This window comes from Chryseobacterium sp. UF-81 (assembly GCF_058245105.1).
The window spans coordinates 84,816-110,934 of record NZ_JBSIBX010000012.1 but is presented as its reverse complement, the minus strand read 5'-3'; the positions used below and the strand labels follow the sequence as shown (position 1 = coordinate 110,934).

The window sequence follows — 26,119 nt, the reverse complement described above, 5'->3', positions numbered from 1 at the left end:
AGAACAAATTATATAATAAATAAAGGATACTTTGAAAGTATCCTTTGCTTTTAATATCTGTTATTCCATTTTTTCTTAAGTTCTTCGTAGATCTTTTTTTCTGTAGCATTGTTGCCCGGCTGATAAAGCTTTACATTTTTAATTTCCTCAGGCAGAAAATCCTGTTCTACAAAATTCCCCTCGTATGAATGGGCATACTTATATTCTTTACCATAATCAAGATCTTTCATCAGTTTGGTTGGTGCATTTCTCAGATGTAAAGGCACCGGAAGGTTTCCGGTCTGTTTTACAAGAGCTAATGCCTCATTTATGGCCATATAGGTCGAATTGCTTTTAGGAGAAACAGCTAAATAAACCGCCGTTTCACTTAAAATGATCCTTGATTCCGGATTGCCTATAACATTAATGGCCTGAAAGCAGTTGTTGGCGATTACCAAAGCATTCGGATTTGCCAATCCGATATCTTCAGCTGCAAGAATAAGCATTCTCCGCGCAATAAATTTGATATCCTCGCCTCCTGCGATCATCCTTGCCAGCCAATAGACAGCACCGTTCGGGTCACCTCCCCGCATAGATTTTATAAAAGCAGAGATAATGTCATAATGCTGCTCACCATTTTTATCATAGAGCGCCATGGTTTCCTGCAGAACCACAAGAACATCTGCATTGCTGATCTCTTTTGTATCTGAATTTTTGTACTGGTTGAGAACAAGCTCAACAGAATTGATCAGTTTTCTGGCGTCACCCCCTGAATACTGTATGAAAGCTTCTTTTTCGGCAATTTTAAAGTCGGTTCCCTCGTCTTTATTGTATCTCTGTGAGGCGGTGTCAACAAGATCTTCAAGCTTTTCATAGCTTAACGCCTTCAGAATATAAACCTGGCTTCTTGACAAAAGTGCAGATACCACTTCAAAACTTGGATTTTCTGTAGTGGCTCCAATCAGTACGATCCATCCTTTCTCAACAGCATGCAATAAGGAATCCTGCTGGGATTTGTTGAACCTGTGGATCTCATCTATAAATAAAATAGGAGATTTTCCGGAAAACAGGTTTTGTTTTTTAGCATCCTCAATCACATCCCTTACGTCTTTTACTCCCGAAGAAACTGCGGAAAGCTTATAGAATTTCCTGCCTGATTTTTCAGAAATAATTTCAGCCAGGGTTGTTTTCCCGGTACCCGGGGGACCCCAGAGAATCAGGGAATTCAGTGCATTATTTTCGATCATTTTCCTGATCGTGCCTTTTTCACCGGTAAGATGCTCCTGCCCCAGAACTTCGTCCAGAGTTTTGGGTCTTAACTTTTCGGCTAATGGAATATTTTGGCTCAAGATAATTATTTTTTAGGATGAACAGGTTCATGTTTTTGAACCTTGAAACTTCTAACAAAATTAAACTAATTTTAATTTTTTTACCCTATTTTTGCATTGTTTTGAAACTTACATTCAATAAAATCATCAGTTTTCCTTTGGTAATTTTGATAAAATTTTACCAGTGGTTTATTTCGCCTTTACTTCCCAAAAATTGCCGTTATGAACCTACCTGTTCTCATTATATGGTAGAAGCCCTTCAGGTACATGGCATTTTCAAGGGGCTTTGGCTGGGAACTAAAAGAATTTCAAAATGCCATCCGTGGGGAGGCAGCGGTTACGATCCTGTTCCTCCAAAAAAATTAAATCAATAACAAACTATTAAATTAATAGAAATGAGTAATCTATTTTTCAGAATTTACCTCATCGTATTTGCATTCATTACACAATCTGCGTTTGCACAGCAATATCCGGGAGGATTATCTGACGGAACTCTGAAAGTAAACGGAGGCAGTGTCCCGGTAAAAATCTATTCCACTACCGAAATAGGTGACCTTAATGCTTTTCCGGAAAAAACTGCAGACAGCAATATCCTGGTCATTCTGAACGAATCCAATTTTGAACCTGCTTACTTTAATTACAGCGCTACTACTTTAGAGAAGTATAAGAGTCTGCACTACCAGCTTTTCGATAAAAATTTTAAACTTATCGACGGTGCTGCAACACAGGACAATATCACCAATTTCAAATATGCTGTAAAAACAGCAAAACCAATTAACGGAACGGACAGTGTAGCTCTGGAAACCCCTTTCAAAATATGGGACCCTTCAAAGGGAATCCAGCTGGGACCGGTTACCCTTCATTTCTATAGCTTAATGTTCGTTTTTGCCTTCGGTTTTGGGTATATTTTAATGTTAAGAATCTTCAAAATCGATAATGTTAACCAGAAATACCTGGAGCCGCTTTTCACATGGACACTGATCGGAACTATTTTGGGAGCCAGATTAGGACATGTCATCTTCTATCAGCCGGAACTCTTCAAAGAAGATTTCTGGAGCGTATTTTTACCGATAAGCACTAAAAACGGGTTGAAGTTTACCGGATTCTCAGGACTGGCAAGTCATGGAGCAACGATAGCTTTGATCTTCACTACCTTATATTATTCATTTAAGATCATTAAGAAAAATCCGTTCTGGGTATATGACAGAATTGGAATTGTGGTTGCCCTGGGAGGTGCATTTGTAAGAATAGGGAATTTTTTCAATTCGGAGATCGTAGGAAAAGCAGTTGATCCCAATTCTCCTCTTGCTATTCTTTTCCCGCAGCAGAGCAGTGAATATGGGCCAACAGTTCCCCGCTATCCGGGCCAGCTTCTTGAAGCTGTAGGATATTTCCTTCTGTTTGTATTATTATGGATATTATACAGAAAGACAAACAAAAAATATCAGCAGGGATGGCTATTCGGACTGTTCTTCATTATCCTTTGGGCTGTAAGATTCTTTGTAGAGTTCCTGAAGGAGCCTCAGGGAGACGAATTCATTCAAATTGGAGGGCTGAATACAGGACAGGTACTTTCCATTCCATTTATGATTGCGGGAGTTGTTATCATGATTATTTCAAAAAAATTCAAAATCACTCAGGCAGAAAACGAGAAACCGGAGTAACAATAAAAAAGAAAAAGGGCAAATTTGCAGATAAGCGAATTTGCCCTTTTTTATTTTTAGCTTAAATACCTGAATTTATACAATCCTGAAGCTTTTTTGTAAATCAACAATAAAACTGTTTATTATAATCTGATCCCGTTTGTCTTATTCAGTTCTTCGAAAACATTTCCAAATGTATTGATCACATCAGTAGGCAGCATAGATTCTTTAGAGTATTTCTCGGCAGCCAAGTCAGCGGCTCTTCCATGAAGCCAGACTCCTAAGATGCATGTATCTTCTTCAGAATATCCCTGAGCAAGCAGTGAAGTCAAAATACCGGTAAGAATATCCCCGCTCCCACCTTTGGCAAGTCCTGCATTCCCGTTAATATTGTAGAAAACGTTCCCTTCCGGGGTAACAACCTGGGTATGATGGTCTTTCAATACAATATAAATATTGAATTCTTTTGCTTTTTCACAGGCAAGCTTCAGTCGCTCAAAAGAGTTTTGTGTGCTTCCGAATAACCTTTCAAATTCTTTCGGATGTGGCGTTATGAGAGACCGATGAGGAATCAGTTTCAGATTTTTTTGATCTTTTGAAATAATATTCAGCGCATCAGCATCCAAAACCAAAGGGGCATTGTACCCTTTTAAAAATTCCAGCAAGCCTTTTGCAGTCTTTTCATGGGTGCCCAGGCCAGGCCCGATTCCATAAACGGTATTACTTTCCGGTTTGAAATCTTCTATCTGCTCATTTCCGCTTTCTATAAACATGGCTTCAGGACATGAGATCTGCAGAATCTCATAGCCGGATTTTGGCGCAAGAGTAAAGGTAAGCCCTGTTCCGGTCTTCAGGGCAGATCTGGTAGCCAGAACCGCGGCACCCATTTTTCCATAACTTCCTCCCACAATGGTTACTTTTCCGTAAGTTCCTTTATGAGAGAAATCTTCTCTGGGTTTAAAAATTCTGTTGATCAGTTTTTCATCAATAACAAAATCTTCAACAGCTTCTGATTCTAAATATTCCGGATGCAATCCTATATCAAGAATGATTACTTTCCCGGTATACTTACCCGTTTCTGGATGAAGAAAGCTTTTTTTCCAACATTGGAAGCTTAGCGTATAATCAGCTTTAAATAAAACCTGATCTTTTTCAAATATAGCATCAGAGGGCAGCCCGGAAGGAATATCAACGGAAATCTTAATACAGTTTTTTTCATTTAACATCTCGACTACCTGCTTGCCAGCACCTTCCAGTGGCCGCGATAACCCTGTACCCCACAGGGCATCAATAATAACAGTTCTGTCATCAAAATTATACTGAGCAGCTTCCCTGAATTCTCTGACGGAGATCCCGGAAAAATCCCGCAGCCTTTTTAAATTTACTGAAGCATCATCAGAAAATTTCCCTTTAGGATTTTGTACAAAAACATCTGCATCAAAGCCTTTCATATAAAGTATTCTTGCCAGCGCCAATCCGTCGCCACCATTATTGCCATTGCCACAGAATATGGCCATTTTTTTGTGATTTTTACAGTTTTCAGAGATCCAGCCGGCTAATGTCTCGGAAGCTCTTTCCATAAGCTGTATGGACGAAACTGGTTCATTCGAAATCGTAAACCGGTCCCATTGGCGTATTTGTTCTGCAGTAAAAATTTTCATAAGATGGTGCAAAATTTTAACCAAATTACAAAAGTTTTCTTTTACAATGTAGAGTATTATTACAAAAATAAAATATTAATCAGAAGAACGGATTTACTAAAAAAGGTCACTAATTTAGCCTGTAATTCAATGATTATGGCGCAAAAAACTCTAAAAAGTACTGTTTTTTACATTTTTTAATTCTATTTTTGTGTGTATACTAATTAAAAAAATATAAATTATGGGATTTGTTAAAGAATTTAAAGAGTTTGCCATCAAGGGCAATGCTTTTGATCTGGCCGTTGGGGTAATCATTGGAGGAGCATTCGGAAAAATTGTAACAAGTGTTGTGGATGACCTTATTATGCCTTTGGTTGGAGCAGTAATAGGTAAACCGGATTTCAGCAGCTTATACCTTGTGCTTTCTGATCCTAATCATGGTGTAAAGCCAGGTATGGTATTAGAGAATGCAAAAAAAGTAGACGGAGCGAGTATTTTTGCCTATGGAAATTTCCTGACAGTAGGTATTAATTTCTTACTCCTTGCCCTGGTTGTTTTCATGATGATAAGAATGATTAACAAAATGAAAAAGACTGAAGCTGAAGCTCCTGCCGCACCTACTGCTGATCAACAGTTACTGACCGAAATCAGAGACCTTTTAAAAAGTAAAAACAATATATAAAAACAGAAAGACTGCCTTTTGAGACAGTCTTTTTTTTTATATTATTTTTTGAGTTGTTCTTGTGCCTTGAAGCAAAATGAACCCAAAATTCAAGACTTAGAAACCTTCGCTAATTTATAAAAAGACCATCTCAATGAAGAGATGGTCTTATTTTATTTTTATCCGGTTCAGATATTACTGAATCTGTAAAATGCTTGAGATCTGTTCCGCCAGTGAAAGCCCGATCCTGTCCTGAGCTTCCAAAGTAGATGCACCGGTATGTGGAGTCAGGGAAATCTTTGAATGGTTCAGTATTTCTTTAGAGGGTGTAGGCTCATTGATGAAAACATCAAGTCCTGCAAATTTCACTTTTCCTGAATCTAATGCAGCAATTAAAGCTAATTCGTCAATAACACCACCTCTTGAGCAGTTTACAATGGCAACACCGTCTTTCATGATATCAAACTCATTTTTACCAATCATGCATCCGTCTTTCTGAGCCGGTACATGCAGGGTAATGAAGTCTGAATGTTTCAGGACATCCTGAAGCGGTTCAGTTTCTATATCTACATTAATGAACTGGTTGTTGTAGAATTTCACTTTGATGCTTGCTTTCCCTACATTATTATCTGCTGCAATCACTCTCATTCCTAATCCAAGGGCAATTCTGGCAACCTCCTGCCCTATTCTTCCCATTCCAATGATCCCGATGGTCTTTCCTCTTAATTCGATACCTGCAGTATATGCTTTTTTAAGACTCGCAAATTCTGTATCTCCTACCAAAGGCATTTTTCGGTTTGAATCCTGAAGGAATCTCGCTCCTGAAAACAAATGGGCAAAAACAAGCTCAGCAACTGATTCTGAAGAAGCTGAAGGAGTATTGATTACATGAATTCCTTTTTCTCTTGCATAATCCACATCAATATTATCCATTCCTACGCCCCCTCTTCCGATAATCTCGATAGACGGACACCCGTCAATAATATCCTTTCTTACCTGTGTGGCACTCCTTACCAGCAGGGCACGGATTTTATGCTCATTAATGTAATCCACCAAAAACTCCTGCGGGACTTTTGCAGTGATCACTTCAAAACCTTTCTCAGCCAGAGCATCAATTCCAGATTGATCCAGACCGTCGTTTGCTAAAACTTTCATAAATACAATTGATATTAAAAGTGAAGAGATTTAAAAATTAAAGAATTTCAGTGTGTACACTTTATCGTTCAATTTTTAAATCTCCGTATATGTTTTCTTAATCTTCTTTGAAAACTTCAATGGTAACCTGCTTTTCTACAAGGTCTGTGAATCTGCCTTTGTATCTTGTAGCTCTTACCAGATGGTTATCTATCCAGTGATAGTTTCCTCCTCTTGGTTTTCCGCATAGTACACTGTGATACTTGAAGCCATTCTTATCCAGCCAGTCGATGGTAATCTGTTTCAGATTTTCTGTTCTTGAGGTGAAGAAACAGATCTGATGTCCTTCGTCATACCATTTGTTGATGGTTTCAAGTGCATCAGGATAAGGTTCGCAGGTAACCATTCTTTCTGGCTCTTCATTCGGAACATCATCTGTAATGGTACCGTCGATGTCTATTAAGTAATTTTTTACTCCATCCTTAAGAATAGGACTTAAGTGCTCTATATATTCTAACTCCATCATTAAAATTTGAAATGCAAAGTTACGGCTTTTATCAGTAAAGACAGTATTAAATTGAGTTCAAGTTAAAATAATACTATAAAAAGTCATATTTAATAAATAATATAAATGATTTATTAGGTATTTTGCCGATTATGATTAAAAATTTTCTTATTTAGTGTTGTTTTCCAATAATGCTCATCATATTTTGAACTTCGCTGGTAAGGTTTTAATTAATGGTTGATGATTCATCATTTAAACTTGTCTTTCAGGCTGATCCGGAGCGTTGAGTAAGAATGCTTCTTTTTGTTAACCACCCCGTCTTTCAAAATTTCATTTTGAAATCCACCCCTCCGGAGGAGAGGAATGTTCAGCGGGAGTTTTACTGGAATCTATAATCTATAATCTATAATCTATAATCTATAATCTATAATCTATAATCTATAATCTATAATAATCTCTATTCCCTTTTAATCTGCAAAAATATGATGTTTCTCCAAAAATTTTCAAAATACATTTATTAGGCTTACATTTGTAGAAATGGAAGAATTTGTAGTTTTAGTAAATCCCGAAGATGAAGTTCTGGGCCTTATGGAAAAGCAGCAGGCTCACATCAACGGTCTTCTGCACCGTGCATTTTCTGTGTTTTTGTTCAACAGCAAAGGCGAAATGCTCCTTCAAAAAAGGGCACCGGGAAAATACCATTCTCCCAATCAGTGGACCAATGCGGTATGCTCCCATCCAAGAGAAAATGAAACTTATCTTGAAGCGGCCAGACGCAGATTAAAAGAAGAACTCGGAATTGAAACAGAGCTTTCTGAAAAATTCAATTTTATCTATAAAGCAGATGTAGGAGGCGGTCTTTGGGAACATGAGCTAGACCACGTTTTTGCAGGAAATTATGAAGCTGATTTTAATTTAAATCAGGATGAAGTGGAAGAAGTAAGATTCGTTTCCATGGAAAACCTTGATAAAGAAATGACGGAAGCTCCTGAAAATTTCACAGAGTGGTTCAAAATCATCCTTGAAGAATATAAACACCATTTTTAACTGATGAAAAAAATAATACTCGTATCCGCCTTTTTATCGGCAGGTTTGTTTTTTGCCCAAAAAGCAAAAGTGTATGACAGTCCCGGCTACACGGTTAATGTTCCTGAAGGCTGGAAATCTATCAATGACAACGATATTGTCAATATTTTCCCTGACAATGAGATCGGAGCCATTACCATTTCAGAATACCACGATCTGAATCTTCCGAAAGCAGAAATGAAAAAATTCATCCTCGCTCTTTACAAATCTGAAGACCCGGAGAGCAAAATAAAGGAAAGCAAAGGCAGAAAAGGATACACAGAATATTCTTACGAGTATTTTGATGAAAAAGATAAGCTTTTCTGGATCACCAGGGCTTTCCAGAAGGATAAGAATCTGTACCTGGTTTCCATCAATTGTGGCCAGAAGTTCTGGAACGGAAATTATATGAACCTTTTTAACGAAACTTTCAACAGCTTTAAAATAAAGAAATAAAAATTAAATATGAAGAAAACAGCCTTATACGATAAACACGCTTCTTTGGGCGCTAAAATCGTACCTTTTGCAGGTTTTGAAATGCCTGTACAGTATTCTGGTGTAACGGAAGAACATTTTGCCGTAAGAGAAAAAGCAGGATTGTTTGACGTTTCGCACATGGGACAGTTTTTTATTGAGGGACCGGGATCTAAAGATCTTTTACAGTTTGTTACAACCAACAATGTAGATGCTCTGGAAAACGGAAAAGCTCAATATTCCTGCCTTCCTAACGAAAACGGAGGAATCGTGGACGATCTTATTGTTTACAAAATGGAAGACGACAAATATTTTGTGGTGGTAAACGCGTCAAATATCGAGAAGGACTGGGATCATATTTCAAAATATAACACGTTCGGGGCTAAAATGACGAATGCATCTGATGACATGTCATTATTAGCTGTTCAGGGTCCTAAAGCTACGGAGATTTTACAGAAGCTTACAGAAACCAATCTTTCTGAAATTCCTTACTACAGCTTTACAGTAGGAAGCGTTGCCGGAGTAAGTAATGTGATCATTTCGAATACAGGATACACCGGAAGCGGCGGTTTCGAGATCTATTTCAATAATGAAAACGCTGAACAGCTTTGGGATGCGATCATTAATGCCGGTGAAGCAGAAGGAATTATTCCTGCCGGACTTGCAGCAAGAGATACTTTAAGACTGGAAAAAGGCTTCTGCCTTTACGGAAATGATATTGATGACACGACTTCTCCTATTGAAGCAGGTCTAGGCTGGATCACCAAGTTTGATAAAGATTTCGTTTCCAAGGATACTTTTGCCAAGCAAAAAGAAGAAGGCGTAACCAGAAAATTAGTTGGTTTTGAGCTTCAGGATAAAGGCGTTCCAAGACATGATTACCCTGTAGTGGATGCAGAAGGAAATGTAATCGGAAAAGTAACGTCAGGGACACAGTCACCGATGAAAAAGATCGGTTTGGGTCTTGCTTATGTAGACAAACCTCATTTCAAACTGGGTTCTGAAATCTTTATCCAGGTAAGAAATAAGAATATTCCTGCAAAAGTAGTGAAAGCTCCTTTCGTATAATCATTCAAAAAACATATAAAAAGAGGCTGTAACTGAGTTACAGCCTCTTTTTTTGTACTTAATAGCAGATACAGCAGAGTAGTCTGTCCGGAGTACAGGCATCACCTACTCCCGGTGTATTGGAGATAACACCTCCTGCCGGTCCACACAACGTATAACAGTTGGCAACAGGCCTAATTCCTCCGTTAATTTTTTTTAATGCTGATCTGGTAAGATTGTTTGATTTTAAAAAGTTTTTCATGATATTATTTTTTGATGCCATTAAAGATAAGTATTTAATAATGAATCTATTAAAAATAAATCACAAAATATGGATAAAAGAATTTAAAATAAAATGCTTCGACTCCGCTCAAAATTATTCCTCAACTCCAAAGAATTCTCTTAAAGCTTCAACATTTTTCTTTTCATTCCCTACAAAAATTTCATTGTCGGTAAGAAAAACAGGACGCTTCAAAAATGTATAATGATCAAGGAGCAGCTCTTTGAAGTCTTTTTCTTCAAGAGACTTTGCATCCAGTCCCCTTAATTTGATCTGTGTGGATTTTTTACTGAATAAGGCTTCGTAGGATTTTGTTTTCTTGTACATAGCAGCCAGTTCTTCCTTGGTAACCGGCTCTTTTTTGATTTCACGGAGTTCCCAGTCTTTAAGGTCAAACTGTGCCAGGATCTTTCTGCATGTATCACATGTATTGAGATAAAATACTTTCTTCATTGTTACTTTTAAATCTGTTATGGGTTAAATTTCCTTCTTCACTGAAGTTTTACCTTTCAAAAGTAGGATTTAATCTAAAATTCTGGAAATTATTAAATAACTTTATTCAAATTTTATAAAGATGCAGAACAAGCCTATTACTTTTCAGTTTATTTCAGAACCTTCGGACGTGAATTATGGAGGAAATGTACATGGAGGAAGCGTTATGAAATGGATTGATCAGGCAGGGTATGCCTGTGCCACTACATGGAGCGGAAATTACTCCGTAACGGTTTATGTGGGCGGAATCCGTTTCTATGACCCTATCAAGATCGGGGAAGTGGTCAAAGTGGATGCGCAGGTTATTTATACCGGAAAATCGAGCATGCATATTTCAATCAATGTGTTTTCAAGGAATTTAAAACAGCCTACTTTTGATAAAAAGACCCACTGTATTATTGTTTTTGTGGCAGTAGATGAAAACGGTAAAAAGCTCCCTGTCCCGGCATGGGTTCCAGAAACGGAAGAAGAAAAACAGCAGGAAAAATATGCAATACGCCTGATGAACCTGAGAACACAGATTGAGGATGAAATGAAGCCATTTTTATAACCTATGCAAAGAAAAGATTTCATTACACTTTCATCATTAGGGCTTCTGGGCTTATATTCCTGTGGAGTTTCCAGACTGAGCCGTAAAAAGCCGTTAGCCATTCAGCTTTATACCATCCGGGACGCTGTTTCGGATAATCTTGAAAAAGCATTGGAAAAACTTGCTGCCTTAGGCTTTACAGAACTGGAGCTTTACGGATACAATGGTACATTCTTTGGAAAAAGCAGAACTGAATTTCAGACTGTTCTTAAACAAACCGGCTTAAAAGTCATCAGTTCGCACCATACTACAGGAATTATTCATAAAGATGGGGGAACTTTATTGTACGGCTGGGAAAAAGCTGTGGAAGACCTGCATTTTATCGGTGCTGAATATATGGTATGCTCTTATCTTTTTCCTGAAGAAAGAACTATTGAAAACTATAAAAAGCTTCCTGAGTTATTTGAAAAATCTGGTGAAGTAAGTCAAAAAGCAGGAATTCAGTTTGCTTATCATAACCATGATTTCGAATTTGAAAAACTGGAAGGTGATAAAAGTGTTTATGATTTTATTCTGGAAAACACCTCTTCAGACAGTGTTAAAATGGAGCTGGATTTATATTGGATTTCAAAGGCCGGACTTGATCCGTTAGTTTATTTTGAAAAATATCCCGGCCGTTTCCCTCTATGGCATGTGAAAGACATGAAAGCCGGCACAAAAGATTTTACAGAAATAGGAAACGGTCTTATTGATTTTAAAAAGATTTTCAGTGCAAAAGAAAAAGCAGGCCTGCAATATTGGTTCCTTGAACAGGACTCCAGTGACAAAGATATTTTCGAAAGCATCCGGATAAGCAAAAAGCATATTCTTGAAAATAATTTTTTTTGAAATAATATTTATATTTGCATAACAAAAGGAAATGGTGCTCTTCCTTACCCAACCGCTTTACAGAAGCTGATGACGCCTGATTAAGAGATTATTAACCAATAACTGATCAGGATTATTATGTCAAAAAAACAACGATCGCTGCTTAAAAAAACAATTTTTCACACCCTTTTATTTTTCAGAAAGTATCCTGCCCTGCCGTATATTTCAAAATGGCTTTGCATCAGTATGATTATTGGAGCATTGGTTGGAACAGCTTCTGCAGGGTTTTTAGTGTCCCTTGAATGGGCAACAAACTTCAGGGAAAGTCATATCTGGCTGATTGCCCTCCTTCCAGTTGCCGGTTTTCTCATCGGCCTACTCTATTATTACTGTGGGAAAGATGTAGAAGCAGGCAATAATTTACTGATTGATACGATTCACGATCCGAAAGGGATTATTCCTTTCAAAATGGCTCCTTTTATATATCTGGGCACTATTGTTACTCATATTTTCGGAGGCTCTGCCGGCCGGGAGGGAACCGCCCTACAGATGGCTGGAGCTATGGCAGACCAGCTCAGTAAACCTTTTAAACTTGACAAGAGTGAACGAAAAATCCTTCTCATTGCTGCAATTGCAGCAGGTTTCGGTTCTGTTTTCGGGACTCCTTTGGCTGGTGCAGTTTTCGGACTTGAAGTTTTCCTGATCGGAAGGATACGCTATAACGCTATTTTTCCGGCTTTTGCCTCAGCAATTCTTGCAGATCTTGTCACCAGTCTCTGGAATGTGAAGCATACCCATTACTCTATAGATCTTATTCCGAAGCTGGAATTTCTACCTGTTCTGTACAGTATTATTGCGGGCATTGCTTTCGGAATCTGCTCTGCAGGCTTTAGCAGAATCATCCATTGGACGGGTTCAGTTTTTAAATCCAAGATCACGTTTCCGCCATTCCGTCCTGTAGTTGGGGGAATTATTGTTGCTCTGGCTGTTTTTGCGATGGGTACCACAAGATATATCGGATTGGGTATCCCTGTGATTCAAGAAGCTTTTGGGGAACAGCTTCCATTATATGATTTTGCTTTAAAAATGATCTTTACCGTTGTTACCCTTTCGGCGGGATTTAAGGGTGGCGAGGTAACTCCTTTATTTTTTATTGGAGCAACATTGGGCAGTGCTTTATCCCTATTTATTCCGTTGCCATTTGGTCTGCTGGCAGGCATGGGATTTGTAGCTGTATTTGCCGGAGCCACCAATACTCCACTGGCCTGTATGCTGATGGGAATTGAGTTATTCGGGGCAGAAAGCGGTGTTTATATTGCTATTGCCTGCGTGGTTTCCTATCTGTTTTCCGGACATCACAGTATTTATAGGAAACAAAAGATCGGGGAAGCGAAGAACAGGAGGCATGAAAATGAGCGGGACAGATCTATTTCTGATTTGTAACTGGGTTGTGATTCGGGTTACGAGTTGGGCAATGATGTACAATGCAGGGTATAGATTTCAATATAAGAGATATATACAATATTTTTTATTTTTTTTACCCAACTCTAAAACTCTATCCCGTAACGAAAAATCAGAAACTCCAAACTCGAAACTCGTAACCGGAACTCCACATAATTTCACTAAGTTTGTTCTATAAGTTCACAATAAAAATGTTTGACTACAGATTGAAAGTTTTTCACACCGCTGCATCAAGACTGAGTTTCACCAAAGCTTCTGAGGAACTTCATATTTCACAGCCGGCAGTGACTAAGCATATCAAAGAAATTGAAAGTCAGCTGGGTACCAAACTGTTTGACAGGAAAGGAACTTCGGTACAGCTTACCCAAAGTGGAAAAATTTTATATGAATATGCTGAGAAGATCCGGAATATTTACCGTGATCTGGAATTCGAAATCAGCCAGATCAATGAGCAGCATAAGGGAAAACTGATCATTGGAGCCAGCACCAGCGTCGCACAGTATGTTTTGCCTGAAATACTGGCCAAATTCAACTCTTATTACAAGGATATTAAAATTGAACTGATCGCTCATAATACTGAAATTATTTCCGAACTTCTAAAGGAAGGAAAGATCGATCTTGGAATTATCGAAGGGGAATCCCAGTCATCCTTTTTTGATTATAAAATTTTCAAAGCCGATGAAATTGTCCTTACGGCAAAGACAGACCATCCATTGGCTCATAAAACTTTAAGTTTAAAAGACCTTTATGATCTGAATCTGATCTTCCGGGAACAGGGCTCCGGCACTCAGGAATTTATCCGGAACCGTTTAAAGGAAAAAGGAATCAATATCGAAGAGCTGAATACCGTCATGCAGCTGGGAAGCAGTGAGAGCATCAAGAATTACCTTTTACATTCAGACTGTATGGCATTCCTCTCTATCAGCACCATTTTGAATGAATTAAAAAATAATAGCCTGACTATTGTTGATATTAAAAACTTCAGCATTGAGAGAAATTTTCATTTCATTCTTCCGAAAGGTGATCAGTCTGAAATGATTAAGCTTTTTCTGAGGTTTGTGAAGAGTTAGAGGTTTGTTTAATGTCAATTGTGAATTTTGCTTTGCAAGTGAATGGTGAATTCAGAATTAAGAATCAAGAATCAAGAACCAAGAACCAAGATGCTAGATACTAGATGTCAGAAGATAACTCGTTGTCTTAATGACTATAAACTAGCAGCCAGTAACTGACTGACTGTACTCTTCTCAGCGCATGTACTCTCAAACTCTCCCACCCCGAAACCTACATTTCGAAACTAATTCACCTACTCTAAACCCTATTACTCTCAAACTCTTTCATCTATAACTCATAACTAAAAGTTATCCATCATAATAAAATACAATTTACTTTGTAATACTATATTTCGGAATTTTGAAGTCTGATTTCAAAACTTATTTTATGAAAGACTTCTTCCAAAATGAAAAAATACGAAAAACTATTTTTATTCTGCTTGCTGTTATATGCCTTACACCAATAATATCTTCACCCATAGCACTGGCTTTAGGCTTTGGCATTGCTGTTTTCATAGGAAATCCCTTTGAGAAGCATCTGCACCAATACATTCATCTCCTTCTTCAGATCTCTATTGTAGGATTGGGTTTTGGACTCAAGCTGGATGAAGCACTCCAGGCAGGAAAAACAGGGTTCTTATTAACGATTGTGAGCATTCTGACGGTGATGATTCTGGGATATGTTTTAGGAAAAGTATTCAAACTTGAGAAAAAACTTTCCTACCTGATCTCTGCAGGAACAGCAATTTGCGGTGGAAGTGCCATTGCAGCTGTCTCTCCTATTATAAAACCCAGCACAAAAGAAATTTCTTTGGGACTTGCGATTATTTTTACATTGAATTCCGTGGCCTTATTTATTTATCCTGCAATCGGGCATATGCTGCAGCTTTCGCAGGAACAGTTCGGGCTCTGGTGTGCGGTGGGAATTCATGACACCAGTTCTGTGGTAGGTGCAGCCGGAAAGTATGGCAATGAGGCTTTAAAAATCGCGACAACCGTAAAGCTGGCGCGTGCTTTATGGATTATCCCGGTATCAGTGGTTACAATGTTTATTTTTAAAAACAAAGCATCAAAAATAAAAATACCGTGGTTTATAGGCTGGTTCATCCTTGCTATATTATTGAATACCTATTTTCCGGTCTTTGATCTTTTCAGTGGTTCTGTAACTGCTGTGGCAAAATCCGGACTGAATCTTACTTTATTTTTTATTGGGTCTACCCTTTCGATCCGTACTTTAAAAACAATAGGAATGAAGCCGTTGGCTGCAGCTGTTATTTTATGGATTGTTATAAGTGTGGGGAGCTTGCTTTATATTATCAGCTGATTTTTTTAATTCTCTTTTGGATTATTATTTTTAACCACGGATTGCTCATATTTTCACAGATGTTTATGAGTATCAAGCGTGAAAAACTTTAAATATCTTAACTGATAAAAACTTTTGTCGCTTTTCCGTTTTGAAACAATGCATAATAGTTCAGGGCAGAACTTTCACTAAAGCTAATTGTTTCTGAATCATATTCACCTATTTTTTAAAATAACAAAAACCTTTTGGAAGATCCAAAAGGCTTTTGCTTATTAAATGTGGAAATGTTTATTTCTTACTGAAATAAGTTTTAAACCGGCTTAATCAAGACAGTTATAAACCTGCGGGCATCCTATGTACTGTACACAGTACCAAGGTCCAGTTACAGAACCTGAGCAGCTGCATCCGCAAAGTGATAAATCAGGGTTTCCGCTGATTCCTCCAATAATGTTCTTTAGATCTGCTTTTCTTAATTTCTTAGCATTTTTCATAATGTTGAATGATTTGATTGGGATTAAACAATATAGTTTAGTTACCTTCCAAAGTTAAACAAATATTAATTATTCGCAACATAATTTAATTAAAATTTTAATAATACACTGATTTCATTACTTTTATTACGTTATAATCGGAATAATACGGGTTGCTATTTATTTAAACAATTTTATTATTAGGTTCTCTAACCCATTATAAAACCGTTCACGAGGAAGACAACAGAACTTTGTTTTGGAAGTGTAAATAAATAAAACCTTTCAATTGCTCGAAAGGTTTTACTGAAATGTTTTTTATTAACAGGTGATTACCTGCAGACACTTTTTATACTTTACACAATAAGACGGACCTGTCACTGCGCCTGTACAGCTACAGCCACATTGTGAGAGATCCGGAGTGATTACTCCACTAACGCCGCCTATAATGTTTTTAAGGTCATCTTTTCTTAACTTTTTTGCTTTTTTAAAAATTTCCTGTGACATGATGTTTTGATTTTAATTAAACAATAGAATTAATTTCCTTTACTTTCAAAAGTAAACAATTAATGATTATTTGAAGCATAATAAAATGTTAATTTATTCATTTTCTTGCACTTAAAAAGCATCAATCCCTGTCAGGCAGCTTTATTATTCGGTAAATTCCAGGTCTTTATCATGCGTTTCCGAAATGGTGAGCGAGGAATAAAAAGCCAACCCAAACACAACAATTCCTACAATTGCCGCACTTATAATGACAGTGAAATTATTTTTTAAAAGATCAAATGCCAGGATCATCACAGGCACCAGCCCCCTTACCATATTGGGAACAGTAGTGGTTGCGGTATTTCTGATATTGGTCCCGAACTGCTCTGCAGCAAGGGTCACAAACATAGCCCAATATCCCGTACCCAGCCCCAGCCAGACACAGAACATATAATATTTTGTTTCTGTATTGGTATTTCCAAACAACATAACCGCCACGCCGATTATTGTGAACAGCAGCATATAAAAAATAGCCATTTTCCGGGATTTCAATGCGTGGGAAATAAAACCGCTCATAAGGTCGCCGACGGAAATACCTACATAAGCCCACATAATAGCTTTTCCGGGGTTCAGGTCTTTTATTCCTAATTCAGGAGCAAACTGATTGGCTAATACAGCCAGGATGCCTATACAATACCAAGTAGGCAATCCGACTGCAATACATTTGAGATATCTTGTCAGACGTTCTTTGTTGGTGAAAAAAGAAAGAAAATTTCCTTTGGAAACACTTTTATGTTCTATATTTTTATAAATACCTGACTCTGATACGCTTACCCTTAAAATCAACAGCATGATTCCCATAATTCCTCCGATAATGTATGAAATATTCCATCCTCCGGCCAGCTCTACAGTAAGCTGGGCTACAACTGCTCCCATCAATCCGAAGCCGGCTACTACTGAGGTTCCGATGGCCCGCAAACTCTTCGGCAGACTTTCAGAAACCAGGGTAATTCCTGCTCCAAGCTCCCCGGCCAGTCCTATTCCCGCAATAAACCTTAAACCCGCATATTGATACACCAGATGCTCTTTGGGAAAATAGGGTAAAAAACCACAGGCAATATTGGCAAGGGAATATACTAAGATGGACCCGAAAAGTACGGACAGCCTTCCTTTTTTATCACCAAAAATGCCCCAGAAAACCCCGCCGATAAGAAGGCCTACCATCTGGCAGTTCAGTATAAAGGTCCCGTCAGCATCAGGGTTGAGGCCTAAAGCTTTTAAACTCGGAATTCTTACAATACCAAATAAAAGCAGGTCGTAGATATCTACAAAATAGCCCAGGGCTGAAATGATTACGGGAATTGAAAAGATGTACTTCAGCTTTGAAGACAGAGACAGTTCTTGCATTTTTAAGTTTTGATAAAAATAAAAAACCTTTCAATCTCTTGAAAGGTTTTTATTAAATATCTTGATCGTGTTATTATCTTGCAATATTCACGGCTCTTGTTTCTCTGATTACCGTTACTTTTACCTGTCCCGGATAGGTCAGTTCATTCTGAATTTTTTCAGAAATGTCGTAAGACAGCTGGTTGGCTGTTTCATCACTTACTTTTCCGCTTTCTACCATTACTCTCAGTTCTCTACCAGCCTGGATCGCATATGCACTGGAAACTCCATCGAAGCTTAGTGCAGCAGATTCAAGATCTTTGAGTCTCTGGATGTAAGATTCAAGAACCTGTCTTCTTGCTCCCGGTCTTGCTCCTGAGATAGCATCGGCAACCTGGATGATCGGTGATAACAGTGATTTCATTTCAATTTCGTCGTGGTGAGCTCCGATTGCGTTAACAACTTCTGCATTTTCACCATATTTTTCAGCCCACTGCATACCTAATAAAGCGTGAGGAAGTTCAGACTCCTGCTCAGGCACTTTACCGATATCATGTAAAAGACCTGCTCTTTTGGCTAATTTTACGTTTAATCCTAATTCCGCAGCCATTGTTGCAGCAATGTTTGCCACTTCTCTTGAGTGCTGTAACAGGTTTTGTCCGTAAGAAGAACGGTACTTCATTCTACCTACGATTTTGATCAGTTCAGGGTGCAATCCGTGGATTCCAAGATCAATGATCGTTCTTTTTCCTACTTCAATAATTTCTTCTTCGATCTGCTTTCTTGTCTTTTCTACTACTTCCTCGATTCTTGCCGGGTGAATTCTTCCATCTGTTACCAATCTGTGAAGGGACAGTCTTGCAATTTCTCTTCTCACCGGGTCAAAGCATGAAAGAAGGATAGCTTCCGGAGTATCATCAACAATAATTTCAACCCCTGTCACAGCTTCTAAAGCGCGGATATTTCTACCTTCTCTACCAATGATTCTTCCTTTTACCTCATCTGATTCAATATTGAAAACCGATACTGAATTTTCGATTGCCTGCTCGGTTCCGATTCTCTGGATGGTCTGGATAATGATCTTTCTTGCTTCGTTCTTAGCATTCAGCTGTGCTTCTTCCATAATGCCCTGAACGTGCGCCTGAGCTCTTGTTTTAGCTTCTGCTTTCATGGTTTCTACCAATTCTGCTTTAGCCTCTTCTGCGGTATAATTGGCAATTTTTTCCAGGATCTCCACTTTCTTAGTGGTAGCCACATCCAGTTCCTGCTGTTTTCTTTCTAAGATCTCGTTTTTCTTAGCGTAATCTGCAATCTGCTTGTCCAGGTCCTTTTCAAGTTTTCCGGTCTTGCTAAGCTCATCATTCAGCTTGTGCTCCTTGTCTTTAATTCTTTTTTCAATCTCCTGCATTTTTTTCTCACGGGACTGGATGTCCGCATCGTGCTGGGATTTCAGTTCCAAAAATTTTTCTTTGGCCTGTAGATTCTTTTCTTTCTTTATGGATTCAGCTTGAACGTTTGCTTTTTCTATAAGGTTTTCGGCATTTTTCTTTGCATCATCTACAATAAATTTTGCTTTGGTATTCAGTGAGCTCTTAGAGAAAAGGATCCCTATCACTGCTCCTACAACTAAGCAAATAACGCCTACTATAATGGTGGCTGTTGTCATAATATATATTGAGTTTTAATTGTCTTACACATATCTAAATAAAAAAAAACCTACAACAATTCAGGGATTGAGAGTAAACTCCTAATCAACACGATTTGAACTGATTTCCTCTGTCTGTAATCCGGGAGACCCGGCACGCCATTCAGCGGACATTTGCTCGGTAATTGTTTAGCGTTGAGTTTACCTTAAATGTGTTAGAATTATTGTAGGCAGTTTGCTGGGAAAAAATCTATTTCCCAATTTCATTCAACGACTGATTAATCTGCACTAATCTTTCGTTGGTAGAATTTATATTTTTTTCGTAGTTAAGAGAAACTACTTCAGCATTGGTTCCCAGTTTCAGGGCACACATAGCCAAAGCATCTTGCTTGTCTCTTACATCGAAGTTCTGTTCAAAATCTTTAATCATATTTTCAATCTGCTTTCCTACTTTACGCAGAGTTTCTTCCTCTGCGGCCGGTACGTTCAGCGGATATACCCTTCCTGCAATGTTGATGGTTATTCTTCTTACATCCATTATAATCCACTGTTTTGAAGCTGTGCAATACAGAAATCAATTTCTTTTACCAATCTGTTGATATGGTTTTTCATTAATCTGTTGTGTTCAGGATTCCCTGATATTGCTGAATACAATTTTATATTTTTTTGCTCTTCTGCTAATACCTGATTTTTTCTTCTTTCCTCATCATATTTCGTCTTCAGCTCTTCATGCTCAACAGTCAATTCAGATAGTCTTTCAGTAAGATTTTTATAGTTCTTTTGTAAAAGCAAAATCTTTTTCTCTAATTCTGAAAAATTATTTTCTAAATCTTGAAGCATTTCAGGTTTTCTATTCTAACTAATAGCAAAAGTAAAAAAATAATGACAGTAACAAAAATAAAAGTCTCTATATTTTGATTAGACACAAAAAAAAGGAGATGCACAAGCACCTCCTTTTGTATTTTACTGTATTATTTTCTATTCGAATTTCAGAACAAACATTACAGCTCTTGTCTGAAGCGTAGACATTGCTGTTGCCCAGTACGGAGGTGTCGTTGCATTATCTGCCACTTTCTCGTTATTCATGAAGAATGTTCCTCTGATAGCCGGAGTAAGTTTAAATTTATTGAAATAAAACTGGATACCCATTTCTGCAGACCATGCAAAGTTATGCGTTGTAGATCTGAAAACCTGCTGCATGTTGTCATCTTCAGAATCTGAATTGGACTGAAGGTTCACCACATAGTTCACCCCTGCTGCAATATAAGGTCTTGAATTATACCATCTGTTGCCGTGAAGTTCCAATAGCACAGGAACGTCTACCAGTGTGGATTTAATCTCTCTTACTCTGTCTTTTTCAGTTAAAGGAATTGGAGTGAAAGGAGGATTCGTCAATGTTCCGGCAGCGTACTGGTCATTGGACTGGGTATTGAAAATCAACTGCCTTTGAGCAAATTGCAAGCCTGGTTCCAATCTTAAATCCAGATAGTCATTCAGTCTCCATTTGGCGATCAAACCGGCTCCGAAGCTGTAGCTTTCTTTAGATTTAACAAGATTCTGATTACCTTCCGAACCATATCTTGGATGTAGGACGATCCGGTAGTCCAGCCTGTTGCCGTTCAAATAAAAACCCCAACTGAATTTCTGCTCGTCAAAGTCTTCCAACTTATCCATTCTGTTTCGGGTTCTGAATTGTGCATCTGCAAAAACTGCAATATTGACTGAGGCTAAAACCAGTGCTCTTAATAGAAATTTATTCATAGGTTACTTTGTTGCTTTATAAATTGTGGCTATACCTAAACTTAGCTTTTTATATTCTACTTTCTTAAATCCTGTATCTAAAAGAATTTGCTTCATCTTTTCCCCGAAAGGAAAAGCGTTTACAGAATCCGGAAGGTATGTATACGCCCTATTATCTTTGGAAACCAGTCTGCCGATGGCAGGTAATATATTTTTGAAATAAAACATATAAAATGGACCTAAGAACCCCTCAACCTTTGAAAACTCCAGTATATAAACACTCTTGTTATCTTTAACTACTCTTCTTAATTCTGCCAAACCTTTGGTAAGGTTTTCAAAATTCCTCACTCCAAATGCAACGGAAACAGCATCGAATCTATTGTCCTCGAAAGGTAAATTTTCTGCATCCCCCTTTTGCATGGAAATTTTGCCGTCTAATTTAAGTTTTTTTATTTTAATAACGCCAACATTCAGCATTTGTTGTGATAAATCCAAACCAATTACTTTCGCACCGGTTCCTTTTTCAATCGTGATTGCTAAATCTCCCGTTCCTGTAGCCACATCCAGCACTTCCTGCGGGTTGTCTTTTTTCATCATTTTCACCAGTGTATTTCTCCATAAAACATCAATTTTCATAGACAAAACATGATTCAGAAGATCATACTTCGGTGCAATATTGTCGAACATATCCTCTACCTGGCTTTTTTTGGTAGCCTCGGAATTATAGGGAGTAACTTTGGTAATATCTTTTGTCAAAACTTTAAAACTTGTAATATTCTTTGTAATAATTTAGGAAATCCTGCTTTCTGAAGATCTTTGATCTCGATTCCACTTTCTGGATGTTTTTGATCACCTTATCGTAATCTTCATCTACATTATAATAAAAATCTTCGGTGTAAAGCTTATTGAAGTGCCTTGCTCCTCCGAGATATTCTTTTCCGTCTATCGTGATCTTGTCAAGGGCCAAAAGTAGTGAATCTTTTTTAAGATTGTACCCATAATATTGATCATTAATATAATAATCCTGATGGGCAATATTGATCAGTCCACGAATCTTATTTACTTCAAATGCAGAATCATACAGCATTTTCTTATTCTGATCGAAAACCTTGATAGAATTTTTCCCTTTTTTTACGTCAACATGAACATACTGGCCCGCAGAAATAACTCCTTCAGAACCATTATTGATCTTAAAATAATACGTATTGGGAGTAGGGTTGTCTACTACAAAATAATTTTTCTTGGCTAAAAAAAAGAAGTAGACCCCAAAGGCAACGATAAACACCACAGCTGCAATAAGTAAGCCTTTTAAGGACGAGTTGTTTTTCATACGATTGTAAAGTACAATTTTTGCAAATTTAATAATATTTTTAATTCTCTGTTATTAATATTAATTATTAACTTTGCATCTTTAAAAAATCATATAAACGAATGCCGAATACGATCATTATTGGTTCCGGATCCTATATTCCTAACAGAGTTATTGGTAGAGATTATTTCATGGATTCTGAGTTCTACACTGAAGACGGAGTTAAGATTGAAAAACCTGCTGAAGAAACCATCGCAAAGTTTGTAGAAATCACAGAAATAGAAAACAGAAGATTTATTGAAGACGATCTTTCCAACTCGCTGATCGGCTCTGAAGCTGCCAAAGCTGCCCTTGAAGATGCCAAAGTAGATGGAGAAGAACTGGATTACATCATTTACGCAAGCAACTTTGGAGAAGTTACTGTAGACGGATATGTGAATTTTATGCCTAATATGGCAGCAAGAGTAAAAAATAAGTTAGGCATTAAAAATAGAAAATGTATTACTTATGATATGATCTTCGGATGTCCGGGATGGGTGGAAGCCATGATCCTTGCAGACAACCTTATCAAGGCAAAGGCAGCCAAAACTATTCTTGTAGTAGGTGCAGAAACGCTGAGCCGTGTTACTGATCCGCATGACAGAAACAGAATGATCTTTGCAGACGGAGCCGGAGCAGTGGTAGTACAGGCTACGGATCAGGAAAACGTAGGGATAATTTCTCACAACACGATCTGCGACAATGGTCCGGAATTGTGTTACCTTGAAAATGCACCTTCCATCAACCAGAATGTAGACCAAAGACGTCTTTATGTAAGAATGCAGGGAAGAAAAATTTATGAGTACGCTCTTAAAAATGTGCCTTCCGCTATAAAAGAAACAATCGGAGATGCCGGGCTTTCCATTGAAGATATTGATAAGATCCTGATCCACCAGGCGAATGCAAAAATGGATTATGCTATGATTGAAAGACTTCACAAGCTGTACGACGTGAAGGATTACGACCACTCGATCTCTCCTATGACGATTCAGAACCTTGGAAATACGTCTGTAGCAACCATTCCTACGATGTATGATTTAATAATTAAAGGAAAAATGGAGGGTCAAACGTTTAAAGAAAAAGGTAACATTGTGATGACTTCGGTAGGTGCCGGAATGAATATCAATGCTATCGTTTACAGATTTCCTTAAATATTTAATTAACAAAAAAATATAAAGCACAGGGAAACGTATTCTTTGTGCTTTTTTAAATTTATCATGCAGAGAAATTTTTTGATCATTGCCGTTATCTTCCTGGCCCTTGAAATCTATATCTATCAGGCTATAAGAACATTAACCGATAATTTCTGGATCAGGTTCGGGTACGTTGTGATATCTTTAGCTGTTTACGGGATTTTCGCTTATGAAATTATTCATTTCCAAAAATCAGACAGAAGCTCAATGAGAATGCAGATCACAATTTCGCTATTCCTGATCTTTATACTGCCTAAAATTTTTGTGGTTCTGTTTTTATTCATTGATGATATTTTCAGAACAGGAGGATACCTGATAGGATTAACACAACCGAAAGAGAATTTTTTTCCTGAAAGAAGAAAGTTCCTGAGTATTGTAGGATTAGGCCTCGGGGGTGTACTTTCTGCCCTTTTCATTGACGGAATTACATTCGGGAAATACAGACATACGGTAAGAAAAATAAAAGTAAAAATACCCGGTCTTTCTAAAAGCTTCGAAGGTTATAAAGTAATACAGATCTCTGACGTTCACAGTGGCAGCTTCTCCGATCCGGACAAATTACAGCATGCCATTGACCTAATTAATGAACAAAATCCTGATCTTGTCCTGTTTACAGGAGATATGGTTAACAATGTTGCGGAAGAATTCAAACCTTTTATCCCGTTATTTTCCAAGATCAAAGCAAAAGACGGAAAATTTGCAGTGTTGGGAAACCATGATTATGGTGACTATGTAACATGGACCTCAACTGATGCCAAGAAGAAAAACCTGGACACGCTTATTGAGTATGAAAGGCAAGCCGGTTTTGATATGCTGAGAAATGAAAACAGGGTAATCGACAGAAATGGAGAGAAGCTATATATCCTCGGCGTTGAAAACTGGGGACTGAAGCCATTCCCTCAATTCGGAAAAATTGACGATGCTTTAAAAAACGTACCGGAATCCGCCCCGAAAATTTTAATGAGCCATGACCCTACCCATTTCGATTATGTTGTGAAAAAACACCCGGGGAACATCCACCTGACACTTTCAGGACATACTCACGGGATGCAGTTCGGTTTAGATCTTAAAAATATAAAATGGTCGCCGGTACAGTACCGTTACCCAAAATGGGCAGACCTGTATGAAAGTGAGGGCAAGATGCTGTACGTAAACAGAGGTTTCGGAGTATTAGGTTACCCTGGAAGAGTTGGGGTTTTACCGGAAATTACCTTATTTGAGCTGAGTTAGTTCCGCGATGCGGGATTCGAGTTGCGGAGTCGGAGAGTTTGGAGTTTGAGGGTTGGGTTGGAGAGTAAATGAGTTGAGAGAAGCGTGTTCACTTACTATTGCTAGTTCGTAGTCATTAAAACAACGAGTTTATTGTCTGATGTCTGACATCTAGCATCTTGGTTTTTGACTCTTGGCTCTTGATTCTTGCATCTTGGCTCTTGATTCTGAATTCACCATTCACTTGCAAAGCAAAATTCACAATTGCATAAACAAAGACCGGAATTTCAACTGCGGTGCAGCCCCTAATCCCTAATCCCTAATCCCTAATCCCTAATCCCTAATCCCTAATCCCTAATCCCTAATCCCTACAATCTGCTACCTAAAAAATATAATCCTTCATACGGGAAGTAGCCAGTTCCTTCTCGTTGATCCAGGCAAGAAGCGCCTCCAGATTGTCCTCCATTTTTTTGCCCGAAAACAGGCTTCTGTAAAACGGAATATCAAATCTGTATTTTTTAAAATCGGTGAACTGCCATGAATTGAGATAGATCAGTACAAAATCATCATTTTTGAGGGTTTCGAAAACCATATTCTGATAATACTTGATCGGCAGAATCTGAAATACAAAGTCATTATAGGGCAGCTGGCTGTAAGGCGAGATACTTTCAGGGACAATGCTCAGCCCGTCTTCTTCATTAATTTCCGTATCTCTTTTCAGCCTTTTGAACGGAAAAAGGATATCCGCATTATCGATATTGGAAACATAATTAAACTCCAATGATTTCAATTCCTGTAGAGGAAGCTTAAAATCTTTCTGTCTGATTCCTCTAACCTGTTTTTCCAGAAGTTCCTGCATATTCTTTTTAACATTCTCAATTTCCTGAAGATTGGAATTCAAATTATAAAAAGCAATTTCATGCCCTTTGGATGAAATTGCTTTTATTAAATTCTGCAGTTTTTCCGCAATAGAAATTTCTACAAAAAAGCTTGCTTTAATATCATGAATATCTAAAATCCTAAGAATAGCTTTTGTATTATCTTCTGCTATTTTCAGCCTTTCCACATCAGAAATTTCTGAACTGTTTTTTGCCTCAGCTTCAATATTCAGGATGTTAAAAGTCAATAAAATCATTTAAATTAAATTTTAGATAGAAATTATAATATATTAAAAATCAGATGTTAAAG

Annotated in this window: 29 protein-coding genes and 1 riboswitch; of the genes, 13 read left to right on the top strand and 16 right to left on the bottom strand. The window is 37.8% G+C overall.

Annotation, left to right across the window (positions count from 1 at the left end; translation table 11 throughout):
* Window positions 1-50 precede the first annotated feature (50 nt).
* A complete protein-coding gene (locus AC4IFE_RS16300; RefSeq protein ID WP_490758196.1) occupies window positions 51-1,328 on the bottom strand; it encodes a replication-associated recombination protein A in 1,278 nt (425 codons plus the stop codon).
* Window positions 1,329-1,429: 101 nt separating this feature from the next.
* Between AC4IFE_RS16300 and yidD the strand changes: the two genes are divergently transcribed.
* Together yidD and lgt are read left to right on the top strand one after the other, a co-directional pair.
* Window positions 1,430-1,681 (top strand): membrane protein insertion efficiency factor YidD, encoded by a 252-nt coding sequence (gene yidD / locus AC4IFE_RS16295; protein WP_490758195.1) that lies wholly within the window; start codon window positions 1,430-1,432, stop codon window positions 1,679-1,681.
* A 423-nt stretch (window positions 1,682-2,104) separates the two neighbouring features.
* Window positions 2,105-2,971, top strand: coding sequence for a prolipoprotein diacylglyceryl transferase (gene lgt / locus AC4IFE_RS16290; protein ID WP_490758244.1), 867 nt, complete (start codon window positions 2,105-2,107; stop codon window positions 2,969-2,971).
* A gap of 122 nt (window positions 2,972-3,093) precedes the next feature.
* Here the strand turns inward: lgt and AC4IFE_RS16285 are convergent, their stop codons facing one another.
* Window positions 3,094-4,611, bottom strand: coding sequence for an NAD(P)H-hydrate dehydratase (locus AC4IFE_RS16285; RefSeq protein WP_490758194.1), 1,518 nt, complete (start codon window positions 4,609-4,611; stop codon window positions 3,094-3,096).
* 220 nt (window positions 4,612-4,831) lie between these two features.
* On the opposite strand from AC4IFE_RS16285, the gene mscL reads away from it, so the two are divergent.
* Window positions 4,832-5,272: a large conductance mechanosensitive channel protein MscL gene (gene mscL / locus AC4IFE_RS16280; RefSeq protein WP_490758193.1), complete on the top strand. Its 441-nt coding sequence runs from the start codon at window positions 4,832-4,834 to the stop codon at window positions 5,270-5,272.
* 174 nt (window positions 5,273-5,446) lie between these two features.
* On the opposite strand, the gene AC4IFE_RS16275 is transcribed toward mscL, so the two are convergent.
* Window positions 5,447-6,406: an NAD(P)-dependent oxidoreductase gene (locus AC4IFE_RS16275; protein ID WP_490758192.1), complete on the bottom strand. Its 960-nt coding sequence runs from the start codon at window positions 6,404-6,406 to the stop codon at window positions 5,447-5,449.
* Between the two features lie 97 nt (window positions 6,407-6,503).
* The gene (locus tag AC4IFE_RS16270) at window positions 6,504-6,908 is read right to left on the bottom strand and encodes an LNS2 domain-containing protein (protein ID WP_426049877.1); all 405 of its coding nucleotides are present in this window, start codon (window positions 6,906-6,908) and stop codon (window positions 6,504-6,506) included.
* Between the two features lie 519 nt (window positions 6,909-7,427).
* Between AC4IFE_RS16270 and idi the strand changes: the two genes are divergently transcribed.
* From idi to gcvT, 3 genes are read left to right on the top strand one after another with little or no spacing between them, the layout of a single operon-like run.
* Window positions 7,428-7,937, top strand: a complete 510-nt coding sequence (idi, locus tag AC4IFE_RS16265) for an isopentenyl-diphosphate Delta-isomerase (RefSeq protein WP_490758191.1) — start codon at window positions 7,428-7,430, stop codon at window positions 7,935-7,937.
* A gap of 3 nt (window positions 7,938-7,940) precedes the next feature.
* The gene (locus AC4IFE_RS16260) at window positions 7,941-8,411 is read left to right on the top strand and encodes a hypothetical protein (RefSeq protein WP_490758190.1); all 471 of its coding nucleotides are present in this window, start codon (window positions 7,941-7,943) and stop codon (window positions 8,409-8,411) included.
* A gap of 9 nt (window positions 8,412-8,420) precedes the next feature.
* Entirely contained in the window at window positions 8,421-9,497 is a 1,077-nt protein-coding gene (gene gcvT, locus AC4IFE_RS16255) for a glycine cleavage system aminomethyltransferase GcvT (RefSeq protein WP_490758189.1), read from the top strand.
* Between the two features lie 58 nt (window positions 9,498-9,555).
* Here gcvT and AC4IFE_RS16250 read toward each other — a convergent pair whose 3' ends face one another.
* Together AC4IFE_RS16250 and AC4IFE_RS16245 are read right to left on the bottom strand one after the other, a co-directional pair.
* Window positions 9,556-9,738, bottom strand: a complete 183-nt coding sequence (locus AC4IFE_RS16250) for a hypothetical protein (RefSeq protein WP_490758188.1) — start codon at window positions 9,736-9,738, stop codon at window positions 9,556-9,558.
* Between the two features lie 114 nt (window positions 9,739-9,852).
* Window positions 9,853-10,209, bottom strand: coding sequence for an arsenate reductase family protein (locus AC4IFE_RS16245; protein ID WP_490758187.1), 357 nt, complete (start codon window positions 10,207-10,209; stop codon window positions 9,853-9,855).
* Between the two features lie 121 nt (window positions 10,210-10,330).
* On the opposite strand from AC4IFE_RS16245, the gene AC4IFE_RS16240 reads away from it, so the two are divergent.
* The 5 genes from AC4IFE_RS16240 (at window position 10,331) to AC4IFE_RS16220 (ending at window position 15,478) form a co-directional block, all read left to right on the top strand.
* Window positions 10,331-10,798: an acyl-CoA thioesterase gene (locus AC4IFE_RS16240; protein WP_490758186.1), complete on the top strand. Its 468-nt coding sequence runs from the start codon at window positions 10,331-10,333 to the stop codon at window positions 10,796-10,798.
* A gap of 3 nt (window positions 10,799-10,801) precedes the next feature.
* Window positions 10,802-11,665, top strand: a complete 864-nt coding sequence (locus tag AC4IFE_RS16235; RefSeq protein ID WP_490758185.1) for a sugar phosphate isomerase/epimerase family protein — start codon at window positions 10,802-10,804, stop codon at window positions 11,663-11,665.
* An 18-nt stretch (window positions 11,666-11,683) separates the two neighbouring features.
* A riboswitch (Fluoride riboswitch) is annotated at window positions 11,684-11,751 on the top strand.
* 31 nt (window positions 11,752-11,782) lie between these two features.
* Window positions 11,783-13,087 carry a voltage-gated chloride channel family protein gene (locus AC4IFE_RS16230; RefSeq protein ID WP_490758184.1) on the top strand — a complete coding sequence of 435 codons (1,305 nt, stop codon included), beginning with the start codon at window positions 11,783-11,785 and terminating at the stop codon, window positions 13,085-13,087.
* A gap of 209 nt (window positions 13,088-13,296) precedes the next feature.
* A complete protein-coding gene (locus AC4IFE_RS16225; RefSeq protein WP_490758183.1) occupies window positions 13,297-14,175 on the top strand; it encodes a LysR substrate-binding domain-containing protein in 879 nt (292 codons plus the stop codon).
* Between the two features lie 367 nt (window positions 14,176-14,542).
* Window positions 14,543-15,478: a YeiH family protein gene (locus tag AC4IFE_RS16220; RefSeq protein ID WP_490758182.1), complete on the top strand. Its 936-nt coding sequence runs from the start codon at window positions 14,543-14,545 to the stop codon at window positions 15,476-15,478.
* 299 nt (window positions 15,479-15,777) lie between these two features.
* Here AC4IFE_RS16220 and AC4IFE_RS16215 read toward each other — a convergent pair whose 3' ends face one another.
* From AC4IFE_RS16215 to AC4IFE_RS16175, 9 genes are all read right to left on the bottom strand, one after another.
* A complete protein-coding gene (locus AC4IFE_RS16215; RefSeq protein WP_490758181.1) occupies window positions 15,778-15,948 on the bottom strand; it encodes a hypothetical protein in 171 nt (56 codons plus the stop codon).
* Between the two features lie 297 nt (window positions 15,949-16,245).
* The gene (locus AC4IFE_RS16210) at window positions 16,246-16,431 is read right to left on the bottom strand and encodes a hypothetical protein (RefSeq protein WP_490758180.1); all 186 of its coding nucleotides are present in this window, start codon (window positions 16,429-16,431) and stop codon (window positions 16,246-16,248) included.
* Between the two features lie 144 nt (window positions 16,432-16,575).
* Entirely contained in the window at window positions 16,576-17,817 is a 1,242-nt protein-coding gene (locus tag AC4IFE_RS16205; protein WP_490758179.1) for an MFS transporter, read from the bottom strand.
* A gap of 73 nt (window positions 17,818-17,890) precedes the next feature.
* Window positions 17,891-19,462, bottom strand: a complete 1,572-nt coding sequence (rny, locus tag AC4IFE_RS16200) for a ribonuclease Y (RefSeq protein ID WP_490758178.1) — start codon at window positions 19,460-19,462, stop codon at window positions 17,891-17,893.
* A 229-nt stretch (window positions 19,463-19,691) separates the two neighbouring features.
* Window positions 19,692-19,979, bottom strand: a complete 288-nt coding sequence (locus AC4IFE_RS16195) for a cell division protein ZapA (RefSeq protein WP_099766606.1) — start codon at window positions 19,977-19,979, stop codon at window positions 19,692-19,694.
* The gene (locus tag AC4IFE_RS16190; protein ID WP_490758177.1) at window positions 19,979-20,281 is read right to left on the bottom strand and encodes a hypothetical protein; all 303 of its coding nucleotides are present in this window, start codon (window positions 20,279-20,281) and stop codon (window positions 19,979-19,981) included. Before AC4IFE_RS16190 ends, AC4IFE_RS16195 begins: the two co-directional genes overlap by 1 nt.
* A gap of 138 nt (window positions 20,282-20,419) precedes the next feature.
* On the bottom strand, window positions 20,420-21,202 hold the full coding sequence (gene porT / locus AC4IFE_RS16185; protein WP_490758176.1) for a type IX secretion/gliding motility protein PorT/SprT: 783 nt from the start codon (window positions 21,200-21,202) through the stop codon (window positions 20,420-20,422).
* Between the two features lie 3 nt (window positions 21,203-21,205).
* The gene (gene ubiE, locus AC4IFE_RS16180) at window positions 21,206-21,937 is read right to left on the bottom strand and encodes a bifunctional demethylmenaquinone methyltransferase/2-methoxy-6-polyprenyl-1,4-benzoquinol methylase UbiE (RefSeq protein ID WP_048503544.1); all 732 of its coding nucleotides are present in this window, start codon (window positions 21,935-21,937) and stop codon (window positions 21,206-21,208) included.
* Window positions 21,938-21,941: 4 nt separating this feature from the next.
* A complete protein-coding gene (locus AC4IFE_RS16175; protein ID WP_490758175.1) occupies window positions 21,942-22,511 on the bottom strand; it encodes a hypothetical protein in 570 nt (189 codons plus the stop codon).
* A 101-nt stretch (window positions 22,512-22,612) separates the two neighbouring features.
* Here AC4IFE_RS16175 and AC4IFE_RS16170 point away from each other — a divergent pair, with 101 nt between their 5' ends.
* Together AC4IFE_RS16170 and AC4IFE_RS16165 are read left to right on the top strand one after the other, a co-directional pair.
* The gene (locus tag AC4IFE_RS16170) at window positions 22,613-23,680 is read left to right on the top strand and encodes a 3-oxoacyl-ACP synthase III family protein (protein WP_490758174.1); all 1,068 of its coding nucleotides are present in this window, start codon (window positions 22,613-22,615) and stop codon (window positions 23,678-23,680) included.
* 66 nt (window positions 23,681-23,746) lie between these two features.
* A complete protein-coding gene (locus AC4IFE_RS16165; protein ID WP_490758173.1) occupies window positions 23,747-24,952 on the top strand; it encodes a metallophosphoesterase in 1,206 nt (401 codons plus the stop codon).
* Between the two features lie 361 nt (window positions 24,953-25,313).
* Here the strand turns inward: AC4IFE_RS16165 and AC4IFE_RS16160 are convergent, their stop codons facing one another.
* Window positions 25,314-26,066 (bottom strand): polysaccharide deacetylase family protein, encoded by a 753-nt coding sequence (locus tag AC4IFE_RS16160; RefSeq protein WP_490758172.1) that lies wholly within the window; start codon window positions 26,064-26,066, stop codon window positions 25,314-25,316.
* Between the last annotated feature and the right edge of the window lie 53 nt (window positions 26,067-26,119).

Excerpts from the sequence above, each read along its gene's own strand:
- AC4IFE_RS16285 (WP_490758194.1), bottom strand. The coding sequence starts at position 4,611 with ATGAAAATTTTTACTGCAGAACAAATACGCCAATGGGACCGGTTTACG.
- mscL (WP_490758193.1), top strand. The coding sequence starts at position 4,832 with ATGGGATTTGTTAAAGAATTTAAAGAGTTTGCCATCAAGGGCAATGCT.
- AC4IFE_RS16275 (WP_490758192.1), bottom strand. The coding sequence starts at position 6,406 with ATGAAAGTTTTAGCAAACGACGGTCTGGATCAATCTGGAATTGATGCT.
- AC4IFE_RS16270 (WP_426049877.1), bottom strand. The coding sequence starts at position 6,908 with ATGGAGTTAGAATATATAGAGCACTTAAGTCCTATTCTTAAGGATGGA.
- idi (WP_490758191.1), top strand. The coding sequence starts at position 7,428 with ATGGAAGAATTTGTAGTTTTAGTAAATCCCGAAGATGAAGTTCTGGGC.
- AC4IFE_RS16260 (WP_490758190.1), top strand. The coding sequence starts at position 7,941 with ATGAAAAAAATAATACTCGTATCCGCCTTTTTATCGGCAGGTTTGTTT.
- gcvT (WP_490758189.1), top strand. The coding sequence starts at position 8,421 with ATGAAGAAAACAGCCTTATACGATAAACACGCTTCTTTGGGCGCTAAA.
- AC4IFE_RS16250 (WP_490758188.1), bottom strand. The coding sequence starts at position 9,738 with ATGAAAAACTTTTTAAAATCAAACAATCTTACCAGATCAGCATTAAAA.
- AC4IFE_RS16245 (WP_490758187.1), bottom strand. The coding sequence starts at position 10,209 with ATGAAGAAAGTATTTTATCTCAATACATGTGATACATGCAGAAAGATC.
- AC4IFE_RS16240 (WP_490758186.1), top strand. The coding sequence starts at position 10,331 with ATGCAGAACAAGCCTATTACTTTTCAGTTTATTTCAGAACCTTCGGAC.
- AC4IFE_RS16235 (WP_490758185.1), top strand. The coding sequence starts at position 10,802 with ATGCAAAGAAAAGATTTCATTACACTTTCATCATTAGGGCTTCTGGGC.
- AC4IFE_RS16230 (WP_490758184.1), top strand. The coding sequence starts at position 11,783 with ATGTCAAAAAAACAACGATCGCTGCTTAAAAAAACAATTTTTCACACC.
- AC4IFE_RS16225 (WP_490758183.1), top strand. The coding sequence starts at position 13,297 with ATGTTTGACTACAGATTGAAAGTTTTTCACACCGCTGCATCAAGACTG.
- AC4IFE_RS16220 (WP_490758182.1), top strand. The coding sequence starts at position 14,543 with ATGAAAGACTTCTTCCAAAATGAAAAAATACGAAAAACTATTTTTATT.
- AC4IFE_RS16215 (WP_490758181.1), bottom strand. The coding sequence starts at position 15,948 with ATGAAAAATGCTAAGAAATTAAGAAAAGCAGATCTAAAGAACATTATT.
- AC4IFE_RS16210 (WP_490758180.1), bottom strand. The coding sequence starts at position 16,431 with ATGTCACAGGAAATTTTTAAAAAAGCAAAAAAGTTAAGAAAAGATGAC.
- AC4IFE_RS16205 (WP_490758179.1), bottom strand. The coding sequence starts at position 17,817 with ATGCAAGAACTGTCTCTGTCTTCAAAGCTGAAGTACATCTTTTCAATT.
- rny (WP_490758178.1), bottom strand. The coding sequence starts at position 19,462 with ATGACAACAGCCACCATTATAGTAGGCGTTATTTGCTTAGTTGTAGGA.
- AC4IFE_RS16195 (WP_099766606.1), bottom strand. The coding sequence starts at position 19,979 with ATGGATGTAAGAAGAATAACCATCAACATTGCAGGAAGGGTATATCCG.
- AC4IFE_RS16190 (WP_490758177.1), bottom strand. The coding sequence starts at position 20,281 with ATGCTTCAAGATTTAGAAAATAATTTTTCAGAATTAGAGAAAAAGATT.
- porT (WP_490758176.1), bottom strand. The coding sequence starts at position 21,202 with ATGAATAAATTTCTATTAAGAGCACTGGTTTTAGCCTCAGTCAATATT.
- AC4IFE_RS16175 (WP_490758175.1), bottom strand. The coding sequence starts at position 22,511 with ATGAAAAACAACTCGTCCTTAAAAGGCTTACTTATTGCAGCTGTGGTG.
- AC4IFE_RS16170 (WP_490758174.1), top strand. The coding sequence starts at position 22,613 with ATGCCGAATACGATCATTATTGGTTCCGGATCCTATATTCCTAACAGA.
- AC4IFE_RS16165 (WP_490758173.1), top strand. The coding sequence starts at position 23,747 with ATGCAGAGAAATTTTTTGATCATTGCCGTTATCTTCCTGGCCCTTGAA.
- AC4IFE_RS16160 (WP_490758172.1), bottom strand. The coding sequence starts at position 26,066 with ATGATTTTATTGACTTTTAACATCCTGAATATTGAAGCTGAGGCAAAA.